The organism is Maribacter luteocoastalis (assembly GCF_048890225.1).
Taxonomy (GTDB): domain Bacteria; phylum Bacteroidota; class Bacteroidia; order Flavobacteriales; family Flavobacteriaceae; genus Maribacter; species Maribacter luteocoastalis.
Window position 1 is genome coordinate 516,882 of sequence record NZ_JBMFZG010000001.1, and the last position, 19,976, is coordinate 536,857.

At 37.5% G+C, this 19,976-nt stretch carries 18 protein-coding genes; 13 read left to right on the top strand and 5 right to left on the bottom strand.

Going from position 1 to position 19,976, the window contains the following annotated elements:
- Positions 1-5: 5 nt before the first annotated feature.
- The 7 genes from ACOCEA_RS02210 to ACOCEA_RS02240 all read left to right on the top strand — a co-directional run bounded on the left by ACOCEA_RS02210 (position 6) and on the right by ACOCEA_RS02240 (position 6,002).
- Positions 6-968 carry a cbb3-type cytochrome c oxidase N-terminal domain-containing protein gene (locus ACOCEA_RS02210; protein WP_420754559.1) on the top strand — a complete coding sequence of 321 codons (963 nt, stop codon included), beginning with the start codon at positions 6-8 and terminating at the stop codon, positions 966-968.
- A gap of 61 nt (positions 969-1,029) precedes the next feature.
- On the top strand, positions 1,030-2,448 hold the full coding sequence (ccoG, locus tag ACOCEA_RS02215) for a cytochrome c oxidase accessory protein CcoG (RefSeq protein ID WP_420754560.1): 1,419 nt from the start codon (positions 1,030-1,032) through the stop codon (positions 2,446-2,448).
- Positions 2,449-2,463: 15 nt separating this feature from the next.
- Positions 2,464-2,910 (top strand): FixH family protein, encoded by a 447-nt coding sequence (locus ACOCEA_RS02220; RefSeq protein WP_420754561.1) that lies wholly within the window; start codon positions 2,464-2,466, stop codon positions 2,908-2,910.
- A 4-nt stretch (positions 2,911-2,914) separates the two neighbouring features.
- A complete protein-coding gene (locus ACOCEA_RS02225) occupies positions 2,915-3,622 on the top strand; it encodes a sulfite exporter TauE/SafE family protein (RefSeq protein WP_420754562.1) in 708 nt (235 codons plus the stop codon).
- Positions 3,623-3,630: 8 nt separating this feature from the next.
- A complete protein-coding gene (locus ACOCEA_RS02230) occupies positions 3,631-4,125 on the top strand; it encodes a GTP-binding protein (protein WP_420754563.1) in 495 nt (164 codons plus the stop codon).
- A gap of 35 nt (positions 4,126-4,160) precedes the next feature.
- Positions 4,161-4,556 carry a group III truncated hemoglobin gene (locus tag ACOCEA_RS02235; protein WP_420754564.1) on the top strand — a complete coding sequence of 132 codons (396 nt, stop codon included), beginning with the start codon at positions 4,161-4,163 and terminating at the stop codon, positions 4,554-4,556.
- 54 nt (positions 4,557-4,610) lie between these two features.
- Positions 4,611-6,002, top strand: coding sequence for a Gfo/Idh/MocA family protein (locus ACOCEA_RS02240; RefSeq protein ID WP_420754565.1), 1,392 nt, complete (start codon positions 4,611-4,613; stop codon positions 6,000-6,002).
- A 143-nt stretch (positions 6,003-6,145) separates the two neighbouring features.
- On the opposite strand, the gene ACOCEA_RS02245 is transcribed toward ACOCEA_RS02240, so the two are convergent.
- The 4 genes from ACOCEA_RS02245 to ACOCEA_RS02260 form a co-directional block, all read right to left on the bottom strand.
- Positions 6,146-6,967, bottom strand: coding sequence for a universal stress protein (locus ACOCEA_RS02245; RefSeq protein ID WP_420754566.1), 822 nt, complete (start codon positions 6,965-6,967; stop codon positions 6,146-6,148).
- A 25-nt stretch (positions 6,968-6,992) separates the two neighbouring features.
- On the bottom strand, positions 6,993-8,354 hold the full coding sequence (hemN, locus tag ACOCEA_RS02250) for an oxygen-independent coproporphyrinogen III oxidase (protein ID WP_420754567.1): 1,362 nt from the start codon (positions 8,352-8,354) through the stop codon (positions 6,993-6,995).
- 144 nt (positions 8,355-8,498) lie between these two features.
- Positions 8,499-8,828 carry a hypothetical protein gene (locus ACOCEA_RS02255; RefSeq protein ID WP_420754568.1) on the bottom strand — a complete coding sequence of 110 codons (330 nt, stop codon included), beginning with the start codon at positions 8,826-8,828 and terminating at the stop codon, positions 8,499-8,501.
- 271 nt (positions 8,829-9,099) lie between these two features.
- Positions 9,100-9,558 (bottom strand): Lrp/AsnC family transcriptional regulator, encoded by a 459-nt coding sequence (locus ACOCEA_RS02260; protein ID WP_420754569.1) that lies wholly within the window; start codon positions 9,556-9,558, stop codon positions 9,100-9,102.
- A 561-nt stretch (positions 9,559-10,119) separates the two neighbouring features.
- Here ACOCEA_RS02260 and ACOCEA_RS02265 point away from each other — a divergent pair.
- The 4 genes from ACOCEA_RS02265 to ACOCEA_RS02280 all read left to right on the top strand — a co-directional run bounded on the left by ACOCEA_RS02265 (position 10,120) and on the right by ACOCEA_RS02280 (position 16,145).
- Entirely contained in the window at positions 10,120-13,083 is a 2,964-nt protein-coding gene (locus ACOCEA_RS02265; RefSeq protein WP_420754570.1) for a TonB-dependent receptor, read from the top strand.
- A gap of 28 nt (positions 13,084-13,111) precedes the next feature.
- Complete coding sequence (locus tag ACOCEA_RS02270) at positions 13,112-13,615, top strand: hypothetical protein (RefSeq protein WP_420754571.1); 504 nt, start codon at positions 13,112-13,114, stop codon at positions 13,613-13,615.
- A 28-nt stretch (positions 13,616-13,643) separates the two neighbouring features.
- On the top strand, positions 13,644-14,834 hold the full coding sequence (locus ACOCEA_RS02275; RefSeq protein WP_420754572.1) for a pyridoxal phosphate-dependent aminotransferase: 1,191 nt from the start codon (positions 13,644-13,646) through the stop codon (positions 14,832-14,834).
- Between the two features lie 117 nt (positions 14,835-14,951).
- The gene (locus ACOCEA_RS02280) at positions 14,952-16,145 is read left to right on the top strand and encodes an AEC family transporter (RefSeq protein WP_420754573.1); all 1,194 of its coding nucleotides are present in this window, start codon (positions 14,952-14,954) and stop codon (positions 16,143-16,145) included.
- Positions 16,146-16,149: 4 nt separating this feature from the next.
- Here the strand turns inward: ACOCEA_RS02280 and ACOCEA_RS02285 are convergent, their stop codons facing one another.
- Positions 16,150-17,466, bottom strand: coding sequence for a Gfo/Idh/MocA family protein (locus ACOCEA_RS02285; protein WP_420754574.1), 1,317 nt, complete (start codon positions 17,464-17,466; stop codon positions 16,150-16,152).
- A 271-nt stretch (positions 17,467-17,737) separates the two neighbouring features.
- Between ACOCEA_RS02285 and ACOCEA_RS02290 the strand changes: the two genes are divergently transcribed.
- Together ACOCEA_RS02290 and ACOCEA_RS02295 are read left to right on the top strand one after the other, a co-directional pair.
- Complete coding sequence (locus tag ACOCEA_RS02290) at positions 17,738-18,616, top strand: nucleotidyltransferase family protein (RefSeq protein ID WP_420754575.1); 879 nt, start codon at positions 17,738-17,740, stop codon at positions 18,614-18,616.
- Positions 18,607-19,695: a phosphotransferase enzyme family protein gene (locus tag ACOCEA_RS02295; protein ID WP_420754576.1), complete on the top strand. Its 1,089-nt coding sequence runs from the start codon at positions 18,607-18,609 to the stop codon at positions 19,693-19,695. Before ACOCEA_RS02290 ends, ACOCEA_RS02295 begins: the two co-directional genes overlap by 10 nt.
- Positions 19,696-19,976: the final 281 nt, after the last annotated feature.

The following is a 19,976-nucleotide window of genomic DNA, read 5'->3' on the forward strand; positions in this document are numbered from 1 at the left end:
AACAGATGAAAAATACAACACCATGGTGGATTAGGGTACCGCTGCTCTTCTTTATCATTTTTGGATTGATGGAGTATTTTATAGACTCCGGAGAACAACCTGCTTTTATAGCTTATCCTATTGCATCGCTGTTCCTTGGCTTTATTTTATTGCTATTGATTGCAATAGAGGTTATCCTAGCGTCCATAGAAAACGTAATGTTCCAAACTTTATCGGAAGAGGCAAAAGAACGCTATTTGGAATCTTCTTCCAATGCATGGGAATGGACTTGGGGCAAGAGAACCTACAAAAAGCTACTAGGGTCTAAACCAATGGAAGCCGAGCAAGAGATTATACTAGATCATAATTATGACGGTATACGGGAATTGGACAACAAACTACCGCCATGGTGGGTATATATGTTCTATGCCACCATTATTTTTGGTGTGATATACTTGGTAAGATTTCATGTATTCAATGATTATGACCAAGATCTCGAATATGAACAAGAAGTGGCCGCGGCACAATTGGCCATTGAAGAATATAAGAAAACCGCAAAAGATTTAGTGGATGTCAGCAATGTTACTTTGTTAAGCGATGCCTCTGACCTTGCGGCTGGTAAAACTATTTTCGAGACCAACTGCGTAGCATGCCACATGGCAGACGGTGGTGGTGGTATTGGGCCAAACCTAACCGATGACTATTGGATACTTGGTGGAGGCATTAAAAATGTCTTTAATACGGTGTCTGAAGGAGGTAGGGATGGCAAGGGTATGGTTTCATGGAAGTCTATTCTTAAACCTGTTCAAATAGCACAAGTTTCTAGTTATATCCTAACAGAAATAAATGGTAAAACTCCAGCAAACCCCAAAGATCCAGAGGGTGATATTTGGAAAGATCCCAATACACCTGAAGCTGCGGAGGAAGCAGTACCAGAACAAATGAAAGACACAACGCTTACAACGGACACCTCTGTGGCCATAAACTAGGAAGCTGTTACTACCACTTTTAATGGGTGTTACCGTAAAGTAAAAACGTATATCAATCAAAATGTCACAAGACCAGGAACACTTTAGGGATTCTATAGGCACCATTAATGAGGAAGGTAAGCGGGCATGGGTATTTCCAAAAAAACCTAGCGGAAAATTTTACGAATACCGTAAATATGTAAGTTACCTTTTGTTGGCTTTTTTGTTCGCTTCCCCTTTTGTGAAAATAAATGGGAACCAATTTCTAATGTTCAACGTTTTGGAACGTAGGTTCAATATTTTTGGTTTTCCATTTTGGCCCCAAGATTTTCATCTATTTGTGATTTCGATGATTATAGGCGTCATTTTTATTGCCTTGTTCACGGTGGCCTTTGGCCGTATTTTTTGTGGCTGGATGTGTCCCCAGACTATATTTATGGAAATGGTATTTCGCAGAATTGAATACTGGATAGACGGGGACAGAGGTGCACAAATTAAACTGGATAGACAGGCCTGGAATGCAGAGAAAATTAGAAAAAGAGTATTGAAATGGATTATTTTTTTCATTATATCCTTCTTAATTGCCAATGTATTCCTAGCATATTTAATAGGCAGTGACCGTCTAGTGAGATATGTCATAAATGGTCCACTAGAGCATATTAGCACGCTCGTTTCCCTTTTGGTTTTTACGGGGGTCTTCTACTTTGTTTTTGCTTGGTTCCGGGAACAGGTTTGCATCATTGCTTGCCCATATGGTAGAATGCAAGGCGTTTTATTGGACAATAAATCAATAGTGGTCGCCTATGATTATAAACGTGGTGAAGGAGAGGCCGGAAGAAAAAAATGGCGTAAAAATGAGGACAGAAACGCACTTGGCCATGGGGATTGTATAGATTGTTACCAATGTGTCAACGTGTGTCCCACGGGTATAGACATTAGAAACGGAACCCAACTAGAGTGTATCAACTGTACTGCATGCATAGATGAATGCAACACCATAATGGAAAAAGTAAACCTTCCTAAAGGACTGATTAGATATGCCAGTGAGGATGAGATTACCAAAAAGGAAAAATTCAAATTTACACCTAGGTTAAAAGGCTATACAGCTGTATTGGTTATCCTAACAGGGGTTTTTATTGGGATGCTATTTCTAAGAAATGAACTAGAAGCGAATATATTACGACTACCTGGGCAACTTTACGAACATAAAGAAGGAAATATTATCAGTAACGTTTACACCTATAAATTGGTAAATAAGACCTCTAAAGATGTAGAAAGTGTAAGCTTTAGGCTTATTTCACATAACGGAAACGTGAAAATGGTACGTAATGAGAAGTTTAATGTTCCTGCCCAAGAACTAGCCGAAGGAACACTTTTCATAGAAATTAATAATGCGGCAGTGAAAAGCGATAAGGAGAAATTGAAAATTGGAATTTACAGTGGTGATGAATTAATTGAGACCACCACGTGCTCCTTTATGGCGCCACGAAGCTATAAATAACTTAAAATAAAGAGTATGAAATTTAACTGGGGAACAGGGGTAGTATTGGCATTCATAGGATTCATTGGGTTTATACTCTTTTTTGTGGTAAAAATGAATCTGGACGACCGCGCCAACCATGATTTAGTTACAGAGGATTATTACCGCGCAGAATTGGAATATCAAAAAGAGATTGATGCCCAAAACAATGCTAAAGCTGACATTGCCCAGCTAAAACTACATAAAACAACGAACGGATTACAGATCGAATTTCCTGAAACGTTTACTATTACAAACATAAACGGCACAGTGTCCCTATACAGACCATCTAATAAACAATTGGATTTTGACTTACCTATAAGTTTGTCCAATACACATTTGCTCATACCTGACAAACGTTTGTTGGATGGTCGCTGGGACATTAAAATATCTTGGAACTATAATGGAAAAAATTATCTTCATAAAGAGCAATTAATGTATTAAAATTATGCTATTATCGGCTCTCTTATTAGGTTTTATGGGCAGTCTACACTGTGTTGGTATGTGTGGACCCATTGCCTTCATGCTTCCGGTAGATAGTAAAAACAACCTTAAAAAAGTCCTTCAGATATCCTTGTATCATTCGGGTAGGCTTATGGCCTACGGACTTATAGGACTTGTTTTTGGTTTGATTGGAAAAGGGCTTTATGTATTTGGAATGCAGCAAAAACTATCTATAGGAATTGGTGTTTTAATGATTGTTTTAGTCATTATTCCAACCCAAACATTAAATCGTTACAAGATTTCAAAACCTATTTACAAAGTAATCTCTAAAATAAAAAGTAGTCTAGGTGCTTCTTTTAAGCGAAAAACTGCCGACACGTTCTTGACAATTGGATTCCTAAATGGGTTTTTACCCTGTGGTCTGATTTATATTGCAGTATTTGGTGCAATAGCCATGGGCAACATTGCCCAAGGTAGTCTATACATGGTTTTGTTCGGTGCAGGCACTATTCCATTAATGACGACTGCGGTTTACTTTAGTGGATTTTTAAAAGGTAATCGAAAACAAAAAATTCAGAAATTGATTCCGGTTTTTGTAGTACTCATGGGAACCTTGTTTATACTTAGGGGATTAGGATTAGGTATTCCTTATGTTTCACCCAAACCGGTTATTGAGGTTGCCGCATCATCCAGTATAGAGTGTCACCCATGAATTAGAAAATGAAAAAAATTTCGAATGATATTGTCCTTAGGCCACGATTTCAATTAGACTTGGTATCCAATAAGGAGCACCTATTGGCAGCATTTGAAAAAACAAAAAAAGAACCTTTTCATATTAAACGTCTGGACGACCATCTTTTCATAAAATTCACCAAAGAAAATTCCCATTTTTGGTCACCACAACTACATTTGGAAATTACGGAAATCGATAAAAAGAATAGTAGATTATTTGGGTTGTTTGGCCCTAATCCTACCTTGTGGACCTTTTTTATGTTCTTACATTTTGGCGTGGCAACCTTGTTCATTATTTTAGGCATCTGGGCCTATGTAAGTGCCACGCTCAACAAACCTTATGGACTTCAGGTCGGGTTTATGGTATTGTTGGTAATCCTATGGTTTACACTTTATTTTTTTGGCAGGCTAGGAAAGAAAAAAGGACAACCCCAAATGCAAGAAATGTACACGTTTATGATGGATTTGATACTTAAGGTTTAAAAAAACCTACATTCGTTATTGAATCCAAGATGGCAATGAACACAAACAATGAAATACAAAGTAGGAAAGATATAGCCTTTTTGGTTCGTAAATTTTACTCCAAAGTACAGAAAGATGCCATACTTGGACCAATATTCAATTCGGTAATTACCAATTGGGAGGAACACTATGTCATACTAACTGATTTTTGGGAAGCCCAACTTTTTCTTAAGACCAAATACAAAGGAAATCCCATTACCGTACATCAAAAAGTGGACGACAAAATGCAAAATACCATTACCACGGAACATTTTGGACTTTGGCTAAATCTATGGTTTGCCACAATTGATGAGCTTTTTAGTGGCGAAACCGCATGGGTAGCCAAAAACAGGGCCCAAAAAATGAGCACCATGTTATTTTTGAAAATATTTGAATATCGGTCCACTAAATAAATTTTCTTATTTTTAGAATGCTTGAAAAAGCAGACCGAAAAAACATTACCAAAAATGAACAATAAAAACTCAAGGAGGTCCTTTATTAAAAAGGCGACCCTAACATCTGCTGCACTAACCTCTGCACCAATTATTCTTGCTTCGTCCTACCAAGAAAAAATACAACTTACACGAAACTATTACCATGATGAATTTGCTGCAAATGACCAGATCAACTTGGCATTAATTGGCACTGGAATACAGGGTATTTATGATACACAGTCTGCGCTTCAGGTAGATGGGGTAAAATTAGTTGCAGCTTGCGATCTTTATACAGGAAGGTTGGATAGGGCCAAAGAGTTATGGGGTGACTCTATTTTTGTTACTAGGGATTATAGAAAAATATTAGATCGTAAGGATATTGACGCGGTTATTATTGCCACACCAGACCATTGGCACCAAAAAATTACTATTGATGCCCTAATGGCCGGCAAACATGTGTATTGTGAAAAACCCATAGTTCAAAAATATGAAGAAGGCCAAGCCATTATTCAAGCACAAAAAGAAAGCGGCAAAATTTGCCAAATCGGTAGTCAAGGTATGTCCTCACTAGGCAATGAAAAAGCAAAAGAACTCTATGAAGAAGGGGCCATTGGCGATATTGTCATGCTAGATATGTACAACGACAGGTATTCTGCAGAAGGGGCTTGGCAGTATCCCATTCCACCAGATGCCAATCCCAATACCGTAGACTTTGATACATTTTTAGGAAATGCCCCAAAAGTACCATATGAGGCAAAACGTTTTTTTAGATGGAGAAATTATCAAGACTACGGCACAGGTGTTGCCGGTGATTTATTTGTACATGCATTTTCCACTTTAAACCATGTCATAAGCTCTCATGGGCCAAACCGTGCCTTGGCGACTGGAGGATTACGGTATTGGAAAGACGGAAGGGACGTACCTGATGTCACCATTACCTTATACGATTATCCAAAAACGGATACCCATGCGGCCTTTAATGCAGCTTTTCGTGTAAATTTCATTGCTGGTAGTGGCGGTGGCGGTGGTTTTAAACTTGTAGGCACAGAAGGCGAAATGGAAATTGGACAAAACCGTGTAAAACTAACGCGGTCTAAATTAGAAATGATACCCGGTGGCTATTCTACAATATCCTTTACCGAGAATATGCAAGAACAAATTAGAAAAGGGTACCAAGCGCAAAATCTAGATACTAGGGCATCCTCACTTAGTACCGGAACTACTACTTGGGAGGCACCAAGAGATTATAAAGGTGGCCACTATGACCATTTTAATAATTTCTTTACGGCCATACGCAAAAACGGTTCTGTGATACAAGACCCTACATTTGGATTAAGGGCCGCTGGTGCCGCGCTATTGGCGAATGAAAGCTATTTTAAAAAACACCCTGTAGATTGGGACCCGACCAATATGAAATTGATATAAATAAAAGAGGGCTATCTAAAAATCCTATTTCGTCGTCTGTTAGAGCGCAGTCAAGAACTATAAGCCTTTGATTTTCAATAAATCTCGACTGCGCTCGATATGACAATAGTTCTTATTATAGGCCTTTTAGACAGCCTCTTATTTTATAATTTAAAGGTCACCACCGGTAAAGTAGAATGGTTTGCAATATCTTCACCTATACTGCCCATAAAAAAATGTGACAGTCCCTTTCTGCCGTGGGTGGGCACGCCTATAAGATCTGCATTGATCTCCCTACCATAATTTAACACCCCTCTTTCTATGTTATAATCGTTGTAAACGGCAATTTCCAAGTCTGCACCTACATACTTGCTAAATGATTTGATGCGCTCATTAATTTCGAAAGTACTTAAAAAGTCATCACCTGGTGTATTTACATATACTAACTTTAAATGTATTGAAAAAGCATCGGCTATGTGTTGTGCCTTTTGTAATGCCTGAACATATTCCTCTTTCAAATCACAGGCAAAAACCATCTGTTTTGGATTAAATCCCTTTAATTTTGATTTTATCACCAATACGGGTGTATCTGAATTACGAACCACTTTTTCTGTGTTGGAACCAATAAACATTTCCTTTAAACCTTCGGTACCATGACTTCCCATAACAATTAAGTCCGCATTGTGTTCTTTAGCTACATGACTAATTTCACTGAACACTTTAAAATGCTTGATAATAGGGACTACGTTTACACCTTCTAGATAAGGTTTATACAGGAATTCATTCAAGCGCTTTTCAGCTAGTTTAATTAGAAAAACAGTTTGTTCTGGATGAAAACCCTCTGAGGATGTTAACATAGCCTGATTTAGCTCTAACATATGAAGAGCATATAAAGTAGCTTTCTTTTCCTTGGCTATGGCTGCTGCAACTTCAAAAGCATGCTCACATGTTTCTGAAAAATCTATGGGAACAATAATACTTTTCATAGTTATAGATTTAGGTTTATATACATTATACCGTCATTGAAAATAATCGTGTGTCTGGCGCTTTCTCATGTAATTTTAGGTCGAATGCCATACAAATATTACGCACGAATGGCCTTCCTTTCTCAGTGATCTTTAACTGGTAGGTGCTCGTTTCCAGTAATCCATCCTGTTGCATTTCAACCAATCGGCCCAAAACTTCAGGAAGTTGTTTAAATTGCATTTCCTCATTAAACCAAGAGGTTTCCATATGACACATAAGGTTGAGAATATGCTTTCTGATCACTATATCTTCATCACTTAAAATATGTCCCCTAAAAATAGGAATGATATCATTCTGTACTAAATGCTGATACTCTTCCAAATTTTTCACATTTTGGGCAAAACCATACCAGCTATCACTTATACTCGAGGCCCCCAACCCTACCATTAGTTCTGTTTTTGAAGCTGTATACCCCATAAAGTTCCTATGAAGTTTTCCGTTTTTAAATGATTTGTATAACTCGTCTGTAACTAAGGCAAAATGGTCCATACCAATTTCCACATAACCTGCTTCTGCCAATATTAGTTTTCCAGTTTCATATTGCCTTCGTTTTTCCTCGCCTGAGGGCAAATCCGTGTCTTTGTAGCCCCTTTGTCCGTTACCCTTTAACCAAGGCACATGGGCATAACTATAGAATGCAATCCTATCCGGCATTACTAATTTGGTCTTGGCAATGGTTTCTTCTACATGCTCTAATTTTTGATGTGGCAATCCAAAAATAATATCGTGGCCAATGGATGTGTACCCTATTTCCCTTGCCCAATTGGTTACCAACTTAACCTGTTCAAAGCTTTGTATTCTATGGATCGCTTTCTGAACAACGTCATTATAGTCCTGAACACCATAACTTACCCTTCTAAAACCTACATCGTATAAAACTTGAAGGTGCTCCTTAGTAGTATTATTTGGGTGACCTTCAAAACTAAACTCATAATCGGGTGCTAAGTCTGCCCTTCTTATAATTCCTTGAATAAGCATTTGTAAATTTTCTGGACTAAAAAACGTAGGTGTACCACCACCAAGATGTAGCTCTTTAATAATAGGCCTTTCTGAGAATAAACGGACATATAAAGCCCATTCTCGCAAAACGGATTTTATATACGGTAATTCCACATCGTGCCTTTTTGTTATACGTTTATGACAGCCACAAAACGTACACATACTCTCACAGAAGGGCAGATGTATATAAAGGCTAATACCTTCCTTGCTATTGGAAGCCTCAAAGCTTCTTTTAACGGTTTCTTCCCATTTCTTTCCAGAAAATGTTTCCAAGTCCCAATAAGGTACGGTTGGGTAACTGGTATACCTAGGACCTGGAATATTATATTTTTGAATTAGGCTGCACATAGATTTTCAAATATTTAGCTCAAATCTATCACCGCACTTACTTACAAACTATGATAAATATCAGATTTGACCATTCTATAAATAAAAAAGTCGGCAGCTCAGTACCGACTTTTAACATTTTTAATTCTGCAGCGTTACGTGTTTCTATCCAGCTACTTCGATAGGAATTCTGTAGACAATGCCAAGTTTATAACTATCGCGCGGAACAGTTTTCATATCAACGGTTTCCATTATAAACTTCTCGAGATTTTCATTAGTAGTATCAACCGAAAGGATATGTATCTTTCCAAAACTATCAATGGACAAACGCACCTCAGCAACAGTACCTTCACTTATTGAGTAAGCTGAATCTTTGGTTAACATTTTAGAAATATGAAATGTCAGTTTTTTTGTTGGCTCAGGACATTCATTGGCCATTATACTACTACCAGATAGAAAAACGATCAAAACTAGGATTAGGCTTATTTTTTTCATCGTAATTTTTTTTAAATTTTAAACTATTATTAACAATATATCAATAATATTTGATTTTACTAGATAATTATATATTTTTAACAGTTAAAAATAAGAATATCATAATTTTGTTGTTTTGAGATATTATTTTTTTTTAAATAATAGAGTAATTATACAAGTTGCATTCGTGGCAGATATTACAGATAGGTATAACAATGAAATTTGAAGAAGAATTGATTAATAAAAAAGCCAACGAACTAAAAGAAATCTAATCAAGAATAAAGATGTTCTATTAATTAAATTCAATATGTCTTGTGAGGTTTTCCTGAACGGAAATAAAAGATTCTACAGCTTTTATTCCTTCGATAGTTAAAAGGGAATCTTGATATACTTCTCGATAGTGGATACTATCTTTTGCGTGCATTTTAATAAAAATATCATACTTGCCGGTTACATGATGTACATTAACCACCTCCTTAACCTCCATAAGGTTAACAATAACATCCTTGTACAATGTGCTTTTAGTTAAATAAATTCCTAAAAATACAGTCAACTTCCAATCTATTTTACTGTAGTCTAAGTTTAAGGTAGTACCCGTTATTAGACCAAGGTCACACATTTTCCGCATCCTAAGGTGAACGGTTCCTGGCGAGATAATAAGTTTTTTTGCAACTTCGGTGTATGGGGTCTGGGCATCCTCGGCCAAAATGGTTAGAATTCTAAAATCTACATGATCTAATTTGTTCTTCACACCTTACTTATTGATTTTTATAGATATACAACTTAATCTTATTTTGAATAGTATCTAATTCTTTAACACTAACTGCTTTTACTCATTAAGAATAATATCAAAGTAAATATAATTCAACGATTTTTAATTTTATATAATTATTATATAATATATGAGTGATAATAATGACAATACATTAATATAAGTTCTAAAAAATAGTATTTTAATAAAAATATTGCAATTTTAACTAATGACGATTTTTTAATTTATTAATGTTAAGGAATTAGAATTCTAACATATCACCATAATACATCAATAAAAATGGTGATTATTTAGATTTTAGTCGTCTATCCGCTCTAAAACATATGTTTTCTAGCACAACCCAATTTTAATTTATCGGTAACTCTAATTAATATTGTAAACGCATAAAATTTGATTGAACAAGCAGTTTTTTGCATAGAATAAGTGTCCGGAACTTTTCTTTATCCATTTGTCAAATGAGCCTTTCTAATAAGTATTTAGCAAGGCTTGATTGTAGGGAGACTATGGATTTTTGAGTAATAACCACTAAACCTCAAACTAATGAAGAAAGTTTTATTATTTATTTTATTAATTATTGGTGTCTCGACTGCAGTCATTGCACAGGAAATAACAGTTTCAGGAACTGTTTTGGATGCCACGGGACCTTTACCGGGAGTAAATGTCAGAGTAAAAGGAACATCCAAGGGAGTAATTTCAGATTTTGATGGTAAATTCTCCATTGAAGCCTTGGATACCAGAACCTTAATATTCTCATACCTTGGTTATGGCACTAAAGAAGTCCCAATAAACGGACAAAGCACTTTAAACGTAACGTTAGAAGAATCTGCTGAACAACTTACGGAAACTATAGTAGTTGGATCAAGGGGACAGGCAAGAACCAAATTACAAACCGCAGCCCCTGTAGATGTTATTAGCGTGAGCAAACAGGCAATTAATATGCCACAGTTAGATGTAGGACAAATGCTCGTTGCCTCTGCGCCTTCATTTACGGCCGTACGATCACAGGGGGGAGACCTTAGCGCATCGGTAACGCCACCATCCTTGAGAGGTTTAGGACCCAACCAATTGTTGGTCCTAGTAAACGGAAAGCGACGCCATAGTGGAGCGCAATTAATAGGCACGGCAACAGGGGGCTCAGCAAATTCAGTCGATATGGACTTTGTTTCTTTGGACGCAGTAGACCGGGTAGAAGTATTACGGGACGGGGCATCAGCACAATACGGTTCTGACGCGATTGCCGGTGTAATTAATTTCGTAACTAAGAAAGGTACCAATAAATTTACAGCAAACTACACCACCGGTTTTTATACCAACTCCAATCCTGACATAAGTGATTCAAACATCAGCGAGTCTGACCAAGCATTACTTGAAGATACAGATGGAGTTGACGGTATAACACACCAACTTGGAATTAACTACGGCACCTCATTTGAAAATGGCGGATACGTTAACGTTACGGGAATGTATCGCCAGAATGAAGCGGCCATTCGTCCGAATATAAGTGGAGCTACCCCTTACGGTAATTCTTATTTAAACAATGAAAGGACTGATAAACAAGGAAATCCGATAATTACCAACCCAGAACTGCTGGCCGCCCAAGCATCTGGAGACGCAGCACTTGCCGCAGAACTCCAGACGGATGCAGGCCTACTTGCAGCACGTGGCCTAACAGCAAGGGATATTTCAACATTTGCAGGTTTATCCGCGAGCGTACTAGGGGTGGTTTCTTATGATTTGGAGTTGCCGCTTTCGGCAAATTCTGAGTCCGTTTTCTACTCCTTTGGGGACTTTGGCTATAAATCTGGTGATCTCTTCGGTTGTTTTTATCGAAGATCCGCTCAAACTGATCGCTTTAATTTTGACCTATACCCTAATGGGTTTAGACCACAAATGATTAACACTCAGACCAATATTGCTTTTACAGGTGGTATTAAAGGAAAATTAGGGGAATGGGACTTTGATTTCAGTAATACGTTCGGCACCAATACCCAAAGGCTTGGCCAATTTAATACCTTCAACGCCAGTTTACAGTCGGAATCACCTACTGTGATGGATTTGGGTACACACAAATTTACTCAGAACACAGCCAACTTTGACCTTTCTAGGTACTATCCAGACTTTTTATCGGGACTTAACATAGCGGGTGGAGCAGAATTTAGGATAGAAAACTATATCATAGAAAGAGGACAAGAAGAAAGTTACGAAGCTGGGGACGCTGGTTTATTTACAGCTACACAGGATAATCAAGCACTTGTTGGGCCGGATGGTTTTCCATTGGAAGATTTGAGCGGTAACCCTATTGTAGACACGAACGGAGATGCACTGGTGTTGCCAAATGGCGGTGTTAGCTCCTATCCAGTGCTACAATACAGTCCAAATTGTCAATGTTTTAGAGGTTTTGCTCCAGAAAATGAAGCCAACGCCTTTCGTTCGGTTACCGGACTTTATTTGGACGCGGAATTAGATGTTACCGATAAATGGTTCGTCAGTGCCGCATTGCGAACGGAGCAGTACTCAGATTTTGGTGGGGTTTTCACCGGAAAATTTGCTACACGTTATTCCATTACAGATAATTTTGCCGTTAGAGGTTCCGTAAGTAATGGGTTCAGGGCACCCTCTTTACAAGAACTGAATTACTCTCACACCTTTACTTTTTTTGTTGATCTTATACCATTTGACGGAACACTGTATCCAAACAGCAGCCAGGTCGCAAAAGCTATTGGCATTCAACAATTACAGGAAGAAAGATCCACAAATTTTGGCTTGGGAATTACGGCAAAGCTATTTAACAAATTGGAAATAAGTATCGATGCATTCCAAATAGACATAAAAGATCGCCTATTCAGCACTGGTAATTTTAGTGCCTCGGACGCTCCTGTTTTAGAACCATTAATTGGTTCTGGTTTAGCCAGTTTTCGAATCAATGGAGGAGACATCAGCACAAAGGGTATCGAATTTGTGGCAAATTATAACGAAAGAGTTGGTGAAGGAAAGTTAAATCTAAACCTCTCCGGACTAATTTCCGATAGAACGTTTGAGGGTGCAAATGTCCCTGATTTAAACACTGTTTTAACCGATCAAGAACTTGAAGATCTATATATAGATCGCGCGGTGATCGGAGCCTACGAGCAAGGTGTTCCAAATACACAATTTATCGCATCAGCCACTTATTCCATAGGAAAATGGTCCGGGATGTTAAGAGGTAATTATTTTGGGGAAATATCTAGATTGGATGATGGTGAAGGAACTTTAACTGATGAAAACTTTCCAGGTGCAGGTACTCAAGGGTTTTCAGATCAAACGTTTTCGGCACAGGTTACTTCTGATCTTGGAATAACTTACAAGGCTTCAGAGAATTTGGCTTTTACCCTTACAGGACAAAATATTTTCAACAATTACCCTGACTTATATCGATCAGAGGAAAGAGGTTTTTACCTCTACGGCAATGCGCAACAGGGCTCTCTTGGTGCTTTTTATTCAGTAAGAGCTACATTAAGCTTCTAATTGATATGTAAAATTAAAAAATAAGAAAATGATAAAGACCTATATAAAAAAGTTAAGTGTATTTACTGTATTGTTGATAGCATTTATTTCATGTGACTTAGAGCGATTAGAATCAGCACAAGAGGTGGCGGAAGGTGGTGGAACCTTGGATACCTATACCGCCTATACTATAAACGCTACTGATCCTACAGGATCTAATGTAAATGGAAGAATTGTATTCTGGAAAACCGATTTAGACCAAACGTTAGTACAAATTTCGCTGTATAATACCGTTCCTGATTTTCTACATCCAGCAAATGTATTGGAAGGCCCTTCAGGCTCCGGTGGACCCATAATGTTAACCTTGGATGAGGTTTCAGGAGACACAGGGGAATTAGAGGAGAACAAGTTTTTTCTAATACCTGACACCAGTTTTTATGACGGAATCCCAACTATGGATTCACACATCAATATCTACCTGAGCGGTACAGACGATACCATCGTTGCTACAGGAGATTTAGGGGTAAACGCAGATCCAGTAGAAACTAATTAGAGAATTTTAAACTTAAACATAGCACATAATGGAAACAAAAGTAAACAGAAGAGATTGGCTCAAAAGAGGCGTTCTCACCGCTGCAGGAGTAATGGCAGCACCTTATTTGACCTATGGAGCATTTCCGTCTCAACCTATTAGGGTAGATGCGCAGGGAAATATTCCTTACACTCCGTTTTTCAAGGAGTATTTACCATACGCGCCTATTTCACCTATGGCATTGGAAGCAAAAATCAATGCTAATGAAAATCCTTACGGACCTTCTCCCATGGCTGTTGAGGCCATGCAAAAATGGGCTCCAAAAGGAAATAGATATGCCTGGAAAGAATTATATGAATTAATGGACAAAATTGCTTTGGAAGAAGGTGTAAAGCAAGAAAATATAATGATGGGTCCTGGTTCTTCTGATCTATTGGAAAAAACAGCAATGGTATTCTTTCAAAACGGTGGAAATATCATCTCTGCCGATCCTGCGTATATGTCATTAATAAAAGTTGCCGAAGCTACCGGTGCTACATGGAAGCCTATTCCTTTGAAAAAAGACTGGTCTCATGATTTAGCCGCTATGGAGGCCGCAATTGATACCGATACGAAATTGGTGTATATCTGTAACCCGAACAACCCTACGGGTAGCATGACCGACCATGATGAATTGATTGATTTCTGTTCCAGAGTATCGGAAAAAACACCAATTTTTGTTGACGAAGCCTATCTAGGATTCTTGGAAGATGGTGCCAAAAAAAGTATGGTATCCTTAATTAATGAAGGTAAAAATGTAATCATCGCCCGTACATTTTCTAAGATACAAGGTATGGCAGGTTTGCGTGTAGGCTATGTTGTAGCACTTCCCGAAACCTTAGAAATTATCCAAAAAATTACTAGAGGGGGCATGGGTATTACATTGCCTTCCGTTTATGCTGCTATGGCTAGTATGGACGATGTTGCCTTTAAGGATAAGTCAAGAAAGTTGAATAAGGAATGTAGGGAATATGTTTATGAAAATCTTAAAAGAATGGGATTTGATTATGTGCCTTCTTCAACAAGTTTCATATTATTTCCCATTGAAATGGAAGGTCAACCCTTCTTGGAAAAAATGACCGCCCTAGGGGTCGGGGTCAGAGCTTTTAAAATCTATGATAAAAATTGGTGCCGTGTTAGTATGGGTACCATGGATGAAATGAAGTTGTTTACAGCTGCCCTAGAAAAAGTGCTAGTTTAAGTTTGATTAGCCCAGGAGTTGGATCAATTGGACAATTGCCTTGATAATCGTCCTTGTCCAACTCCAAGGGGCTACTCTAAATAAAATTCAATTAACCAAATCTACCTCTTAAGCCATATGAATTTTGCCCTTCAAAAAACTTTAGAACTTCTAATCATCATTGGTTTAGGGCTGCTCTTACAGAAAAAAGTGGCAAAACAGGATTTAAAAGGTGTAAAAGTCCTAGTTCTAAGTGTTGCCCTTCCCGCAACCATATTCGTTGCGCTATTAAAGATAGAACTTAAGGGAACCTTATTAATTTTCCCATTCTTGGCCTTGTCCTTTAATCTATTGATGCTACTTGCATCAAAATATCTATTGTCTGTAACACTCCCTACTGGGGAAAATGCCAAAAAACGAACATTAATGATGCTTTTACCATCATTGGCTCCAGGATTGTCATGCTTTCCTTTTATTGTGGTGTATCTAGGAGATGATTCTCTTGCGCTTGCCGCTTTAGCGGATGTTGGCAATAAAATATTTGGCCTAATCTTACTATATATGTTGGCCATGCATTGGTATCATTTAAGGTCGATTAAGAAAAAAAAGTCATCTTCCAAAAGCAAGTTAAAGAGCCTAGTACTTTCGCTGATAAACGAACCTATTAACATTGTCATTGTTTTGGGGCTTATTCTTTTGGGACTAGGTCTAAAACTTACTTCATTACCAAATTTTCTTCAGAATACTATACTGAGTTTGAAGGTACTCATGACACCACTTGTATTACTTTTTATAGGTATGGCCGTCCGCATTAAATCAGGTGAATTTAGGATAATAATATCCATGCTAATCCGAAGAGCGGGACTCACCTTTTGTCTTTCCAGCATTTTTGTTTTTCTATTTCCTTCTTTAACTCCTGCACTTATTTTATTATTAGTAGTTTTTCCTCAAAGTTCCTGTAGTTTCTGGCCTTTTGCACACATGAGTGCCATTTACTCAATGGAAGAAAAAGATGAACATAAGGAACCCACCTTCGATATAAATTTTGCGGTAAACATTTTGGCATGCTCCCTACCTTTTTCTACACTTTTAATTATCGGTATTTTTTCTTTTAGCGATTTTTTCATCAACGCTCCTACTCTATTTGGTGTGGGTCTAGCCGCACTAGGAATTTCATATGCACCTCATATTCTTAAATCGAGAAGCTTTATGAGGGATAGGGAAGATAAATGGCTGAAATCCACTAAAAAGAAGAAATCAAATCTTACAATTGCAGATTCCAAGGTTGAAGAAAAAACCCAAGAAACCATCAAGGAAGCGCAAGCGAGCTAAAACCTTAATACGTCTCCTTCACCCAATCATACGGTTTTCTTTTCATCCAAAGTCCCCTAGTAAAATCTGGAAAATCCTGTGGCTCCCCATTATTGGCTATAGAAACTTCAGATAATGGGGTAACAGCACTCCATGATGCCGCATCATAAGCATCTAAAGGTGGTGCAATATTTGCCTTAGCAGATTCTATAAATGAATTCAAGACAAAGAAGTCCATTCCGCCATGACCGGCATCCAAAGCATATTCCCCGTATTTTTTCCAAAGTGGATGATCGTATTTTTGTAACCAATTGGTTGCTTCGTCCCATTTATGGGATTCAGATTGGCCTTCAATATAAATTCGGTTACCATCAACTTCCCACAAACCATTGGCCCCTTGCACCCTAAATCCTAAAGAATAGGGTCTTGGCAAATTACAATCGTGGGTTATAATGATGGTTTCCCCATTAGCGGTATCTATGGTTGTTGTGATAACATCTCCTTGCTTAAATTTAACTTTTGAATTGGGATGTTCCTCACCACCAACGGCAACAATATAATTATGTAGGCCAATAGCTTTTGAAGCATGAGAGGTCAGGGAAACAAATCTATTTCCCCTATTAATATCGGCCATTACAGCAATTGGACCCAAACCATGGGTAGGGTACACATCAGCATTTCGTTTTACGGAATGGGCCGTACGCCATTTTGACTCCGAAATTCCTTTCTCGCCAAATTCCACACCTTTTCCATAGGCTTCCTTACCATCATTAAACTTCACATGGCGCAAATCATGTTGATAGCCACATCTAAAATGTACCATCTCGCCAAAAAGGTTTTGTTTAACCATATTAAGTACAGCAAGAATATCCCTTCGGTAATTTACATTTTCTAGAATCATCATGTGTGTTCCTGTTGCCTCATGGGTATTTACAAGATCCCAACATTCCTCTATTGTATTGGATGCAGATACCTCTACACCTGCAAATTTTCCGGCCTTCATGGCATCTACCGTCATTCTGGTGTGCCATAACCAAGGCGTTGAAATTACCACTGCATCAACATCAACCAATTCTAATAAATTCCTATAGTCGTACTCATTGGCCCCAAAAACCTTTGGTACTTTACCATTTGATTTCTTTATTAAATCTTTGGCAATATCAATTCGGTTGGAATCAATATCACAGATTGCTGTAATATTTACATCTTTCCTTAACAGAAGATTATTTAAGTGATTCGTTCCTCTTAAACCTACACCGATCAAGCCAACATTAAGTTTGTCCGAAACACTAAAGGTAGTATTTGCTAAACCTGGCACTGTAATGAGACCAACACCAGCCATAGAGGTGCTTTTTATAAAATTGCGACGAGTACCCATTTATTTTCTAGTATTAATTGTACTGTAAATTATGAAAATCTCTTGAAATGAAGAATTAATAGAAATATAACGACCGTATAACTAATTATTGATTCTTATTTAATGACAATCCTTATTTTTGGACCTGTTTTTAACCTCATAATAAATACTTGTGGTTAACAAAAAAAACTATAATAAACAAATCAACGTAAACGTTGGAATATTGAATCTCGATTATCGAGTAAAAATTAAAACCATGACACTACTATTAATGGCTGCCGGAAGCGGTAGCAGATACGGCAAATTAAAACAGTTTGATGATTTAGGCCCAAATGGCGAGTTTTTAATGGAATTTGCAATCTATGATGCCATTCAAAATGATTTTGAACAAATTGTTGTAATTACCAAAAAAGAAAATGTTGCTTTTTTAGAAGAACACCTAAGTGGGCGTTTACCAAAGCACATAAAGCTTAACGTCCTTGCCCAAGAACTTACTGACTTACCTTCTGGAGTTACTTTTGAAGGTGAGAGAAAAAAACCATGGGGCACGGCCCATGCTGTCTGGACAGCCAGAAATGTTATCAATGGTCCGTTTGTAGTGATTAATGCCGATGATTTTTACGGTCAAGCTGCCTATAAAAAGGCTGCTGAATTCATGAAAACTAATGAAAGTGCCTATGCGCTTTTAGGTTATACGTTACAAGACACCTTATCTGAGCATGGCTCCGTTTCCAGAGGTGTTTGCGAAGTAAATGGGGACAACTTGATTTCTGTTCAAGAACGACTAAAGTTGATAAAGGTTGATGATGACATTATAGATGAGGATACCAACTTAAAATTTAATGGTACAGAACAGGCCAGTATGAATTTTTGGGTCTGTAGACCGTCTATATTCAACAAAATAGAGTCAGCATTTAGAGTATTCCTAAATGATGAAGATCGTATCGCCAACAGCGAATTATATCTTCCTTTTATGATTCAGGAAATGCTACAAGCCAAGGAAATTGAAGTTAAATGTATTCCTTCCGGTGGTGACTGGTTTGGCGTAACCTATGCTAGCGATAAGGAAAAAGCTATGGAAAGTCTTCAAAACAAAACAAAAGAAGGTCAGTACGTTTCACCATTATGGAACTAAAAAAAAGTAAATATACCCCAGAGGAGCTAAATGCAATTTTGGGGTATTTTGCTATTGTTAAACGTGAGTATACTTATAGCTCACTTACTGCAGGGTATATAAACGACACCTTTCTTGTCTCCTCTTTCAATCAACCTTTATATATCTTACAACGGATCAATACCGAAGTCTTTAAGGATGTTTCGGGGTTAATGCAAAATATCACCACTGCCTTGGAAGCATTACAAGGCAGTGATTATTCTTCTTTAAAATACATTCACACACTTTCTGGAGGAGCTTATGCTGAAACTGAACTTGGATTTTGGCGTTTGGTAAATTATATCCCAAATAGCATTACCTATACAACTACCAACGATACAGATATAGCTTTCGAAGCTGGAAGGGTCATTGGTAAATTTCATTTGCTACTTCAGAAAGAGTCAATATCTGGATATGTTGATACCGTTCCTAAATTCCATAATCTAGAATTTCGCAAGGAGCAGTTTACTACTGCCTTGGCCTCAGCTAAAAATGATAGAATCAAAATTGCTGAAAATGCCCTAATTACCGCGCAAAATATACTTGCCAAGCTGAATACCTTTAACTTAAAGGATTTACCTATCCGTATTTGTCATAACGATACTAAGTTAAACAACATACTCTTCTCCCAAACTTCAAAAAAAGCACTTTGCCTAATTGATTTGGACACTATTATGAAAGGCTACTTCCTTTATGATTTTGGTGACGCTGTACGAACAATTGTAAACGCAGCATCTGAAGATGAAAAAGACCATGGCAAAATAACATTCGATACTGAGCTTTTCAATGCTATCGCTAAAGGATTGGCCAGCAACACGGCTTTCTTAACTAAAAATGAGATAAAATCTTTGCCCATAGGCGTATTTATGATGCCTTTCTTACATGGGTTAAGAGCGTTGACAGACTACCTTAATGGCAATATTTACTATAAAGTAACCTATGAAAACCAAAATTTGGATCGTTGCTTAAGTTTATTTGATTTTACCGTTAAAGCCCAAAAACAGATTCCCTTCATGGAAGAAGTGTTGTCAGATGTATTTACTAACGATAAGTTATTTTAAGACTGCTGTAAACTAAAAAGAGTCCAACCTTGTGGGATCAGACTCTTTCACGAGAACACTATATGAAAATGAAAAATTTTATTTCTTTTTTATTACATAGTAAATGTAGTTAGGAACATTTTGAAACTAAACTTATTGTTGTGAGATAAAGTGATTCTGTTGTGAAACCGTCAATTCATGTTATTTAGTAATTTAATCAACATGTAATCATAAGCAACACAGCACCTTATAGACGTGTTTTAATACCTAAATATTAATGCGTACCATAAACTTAACAAGTT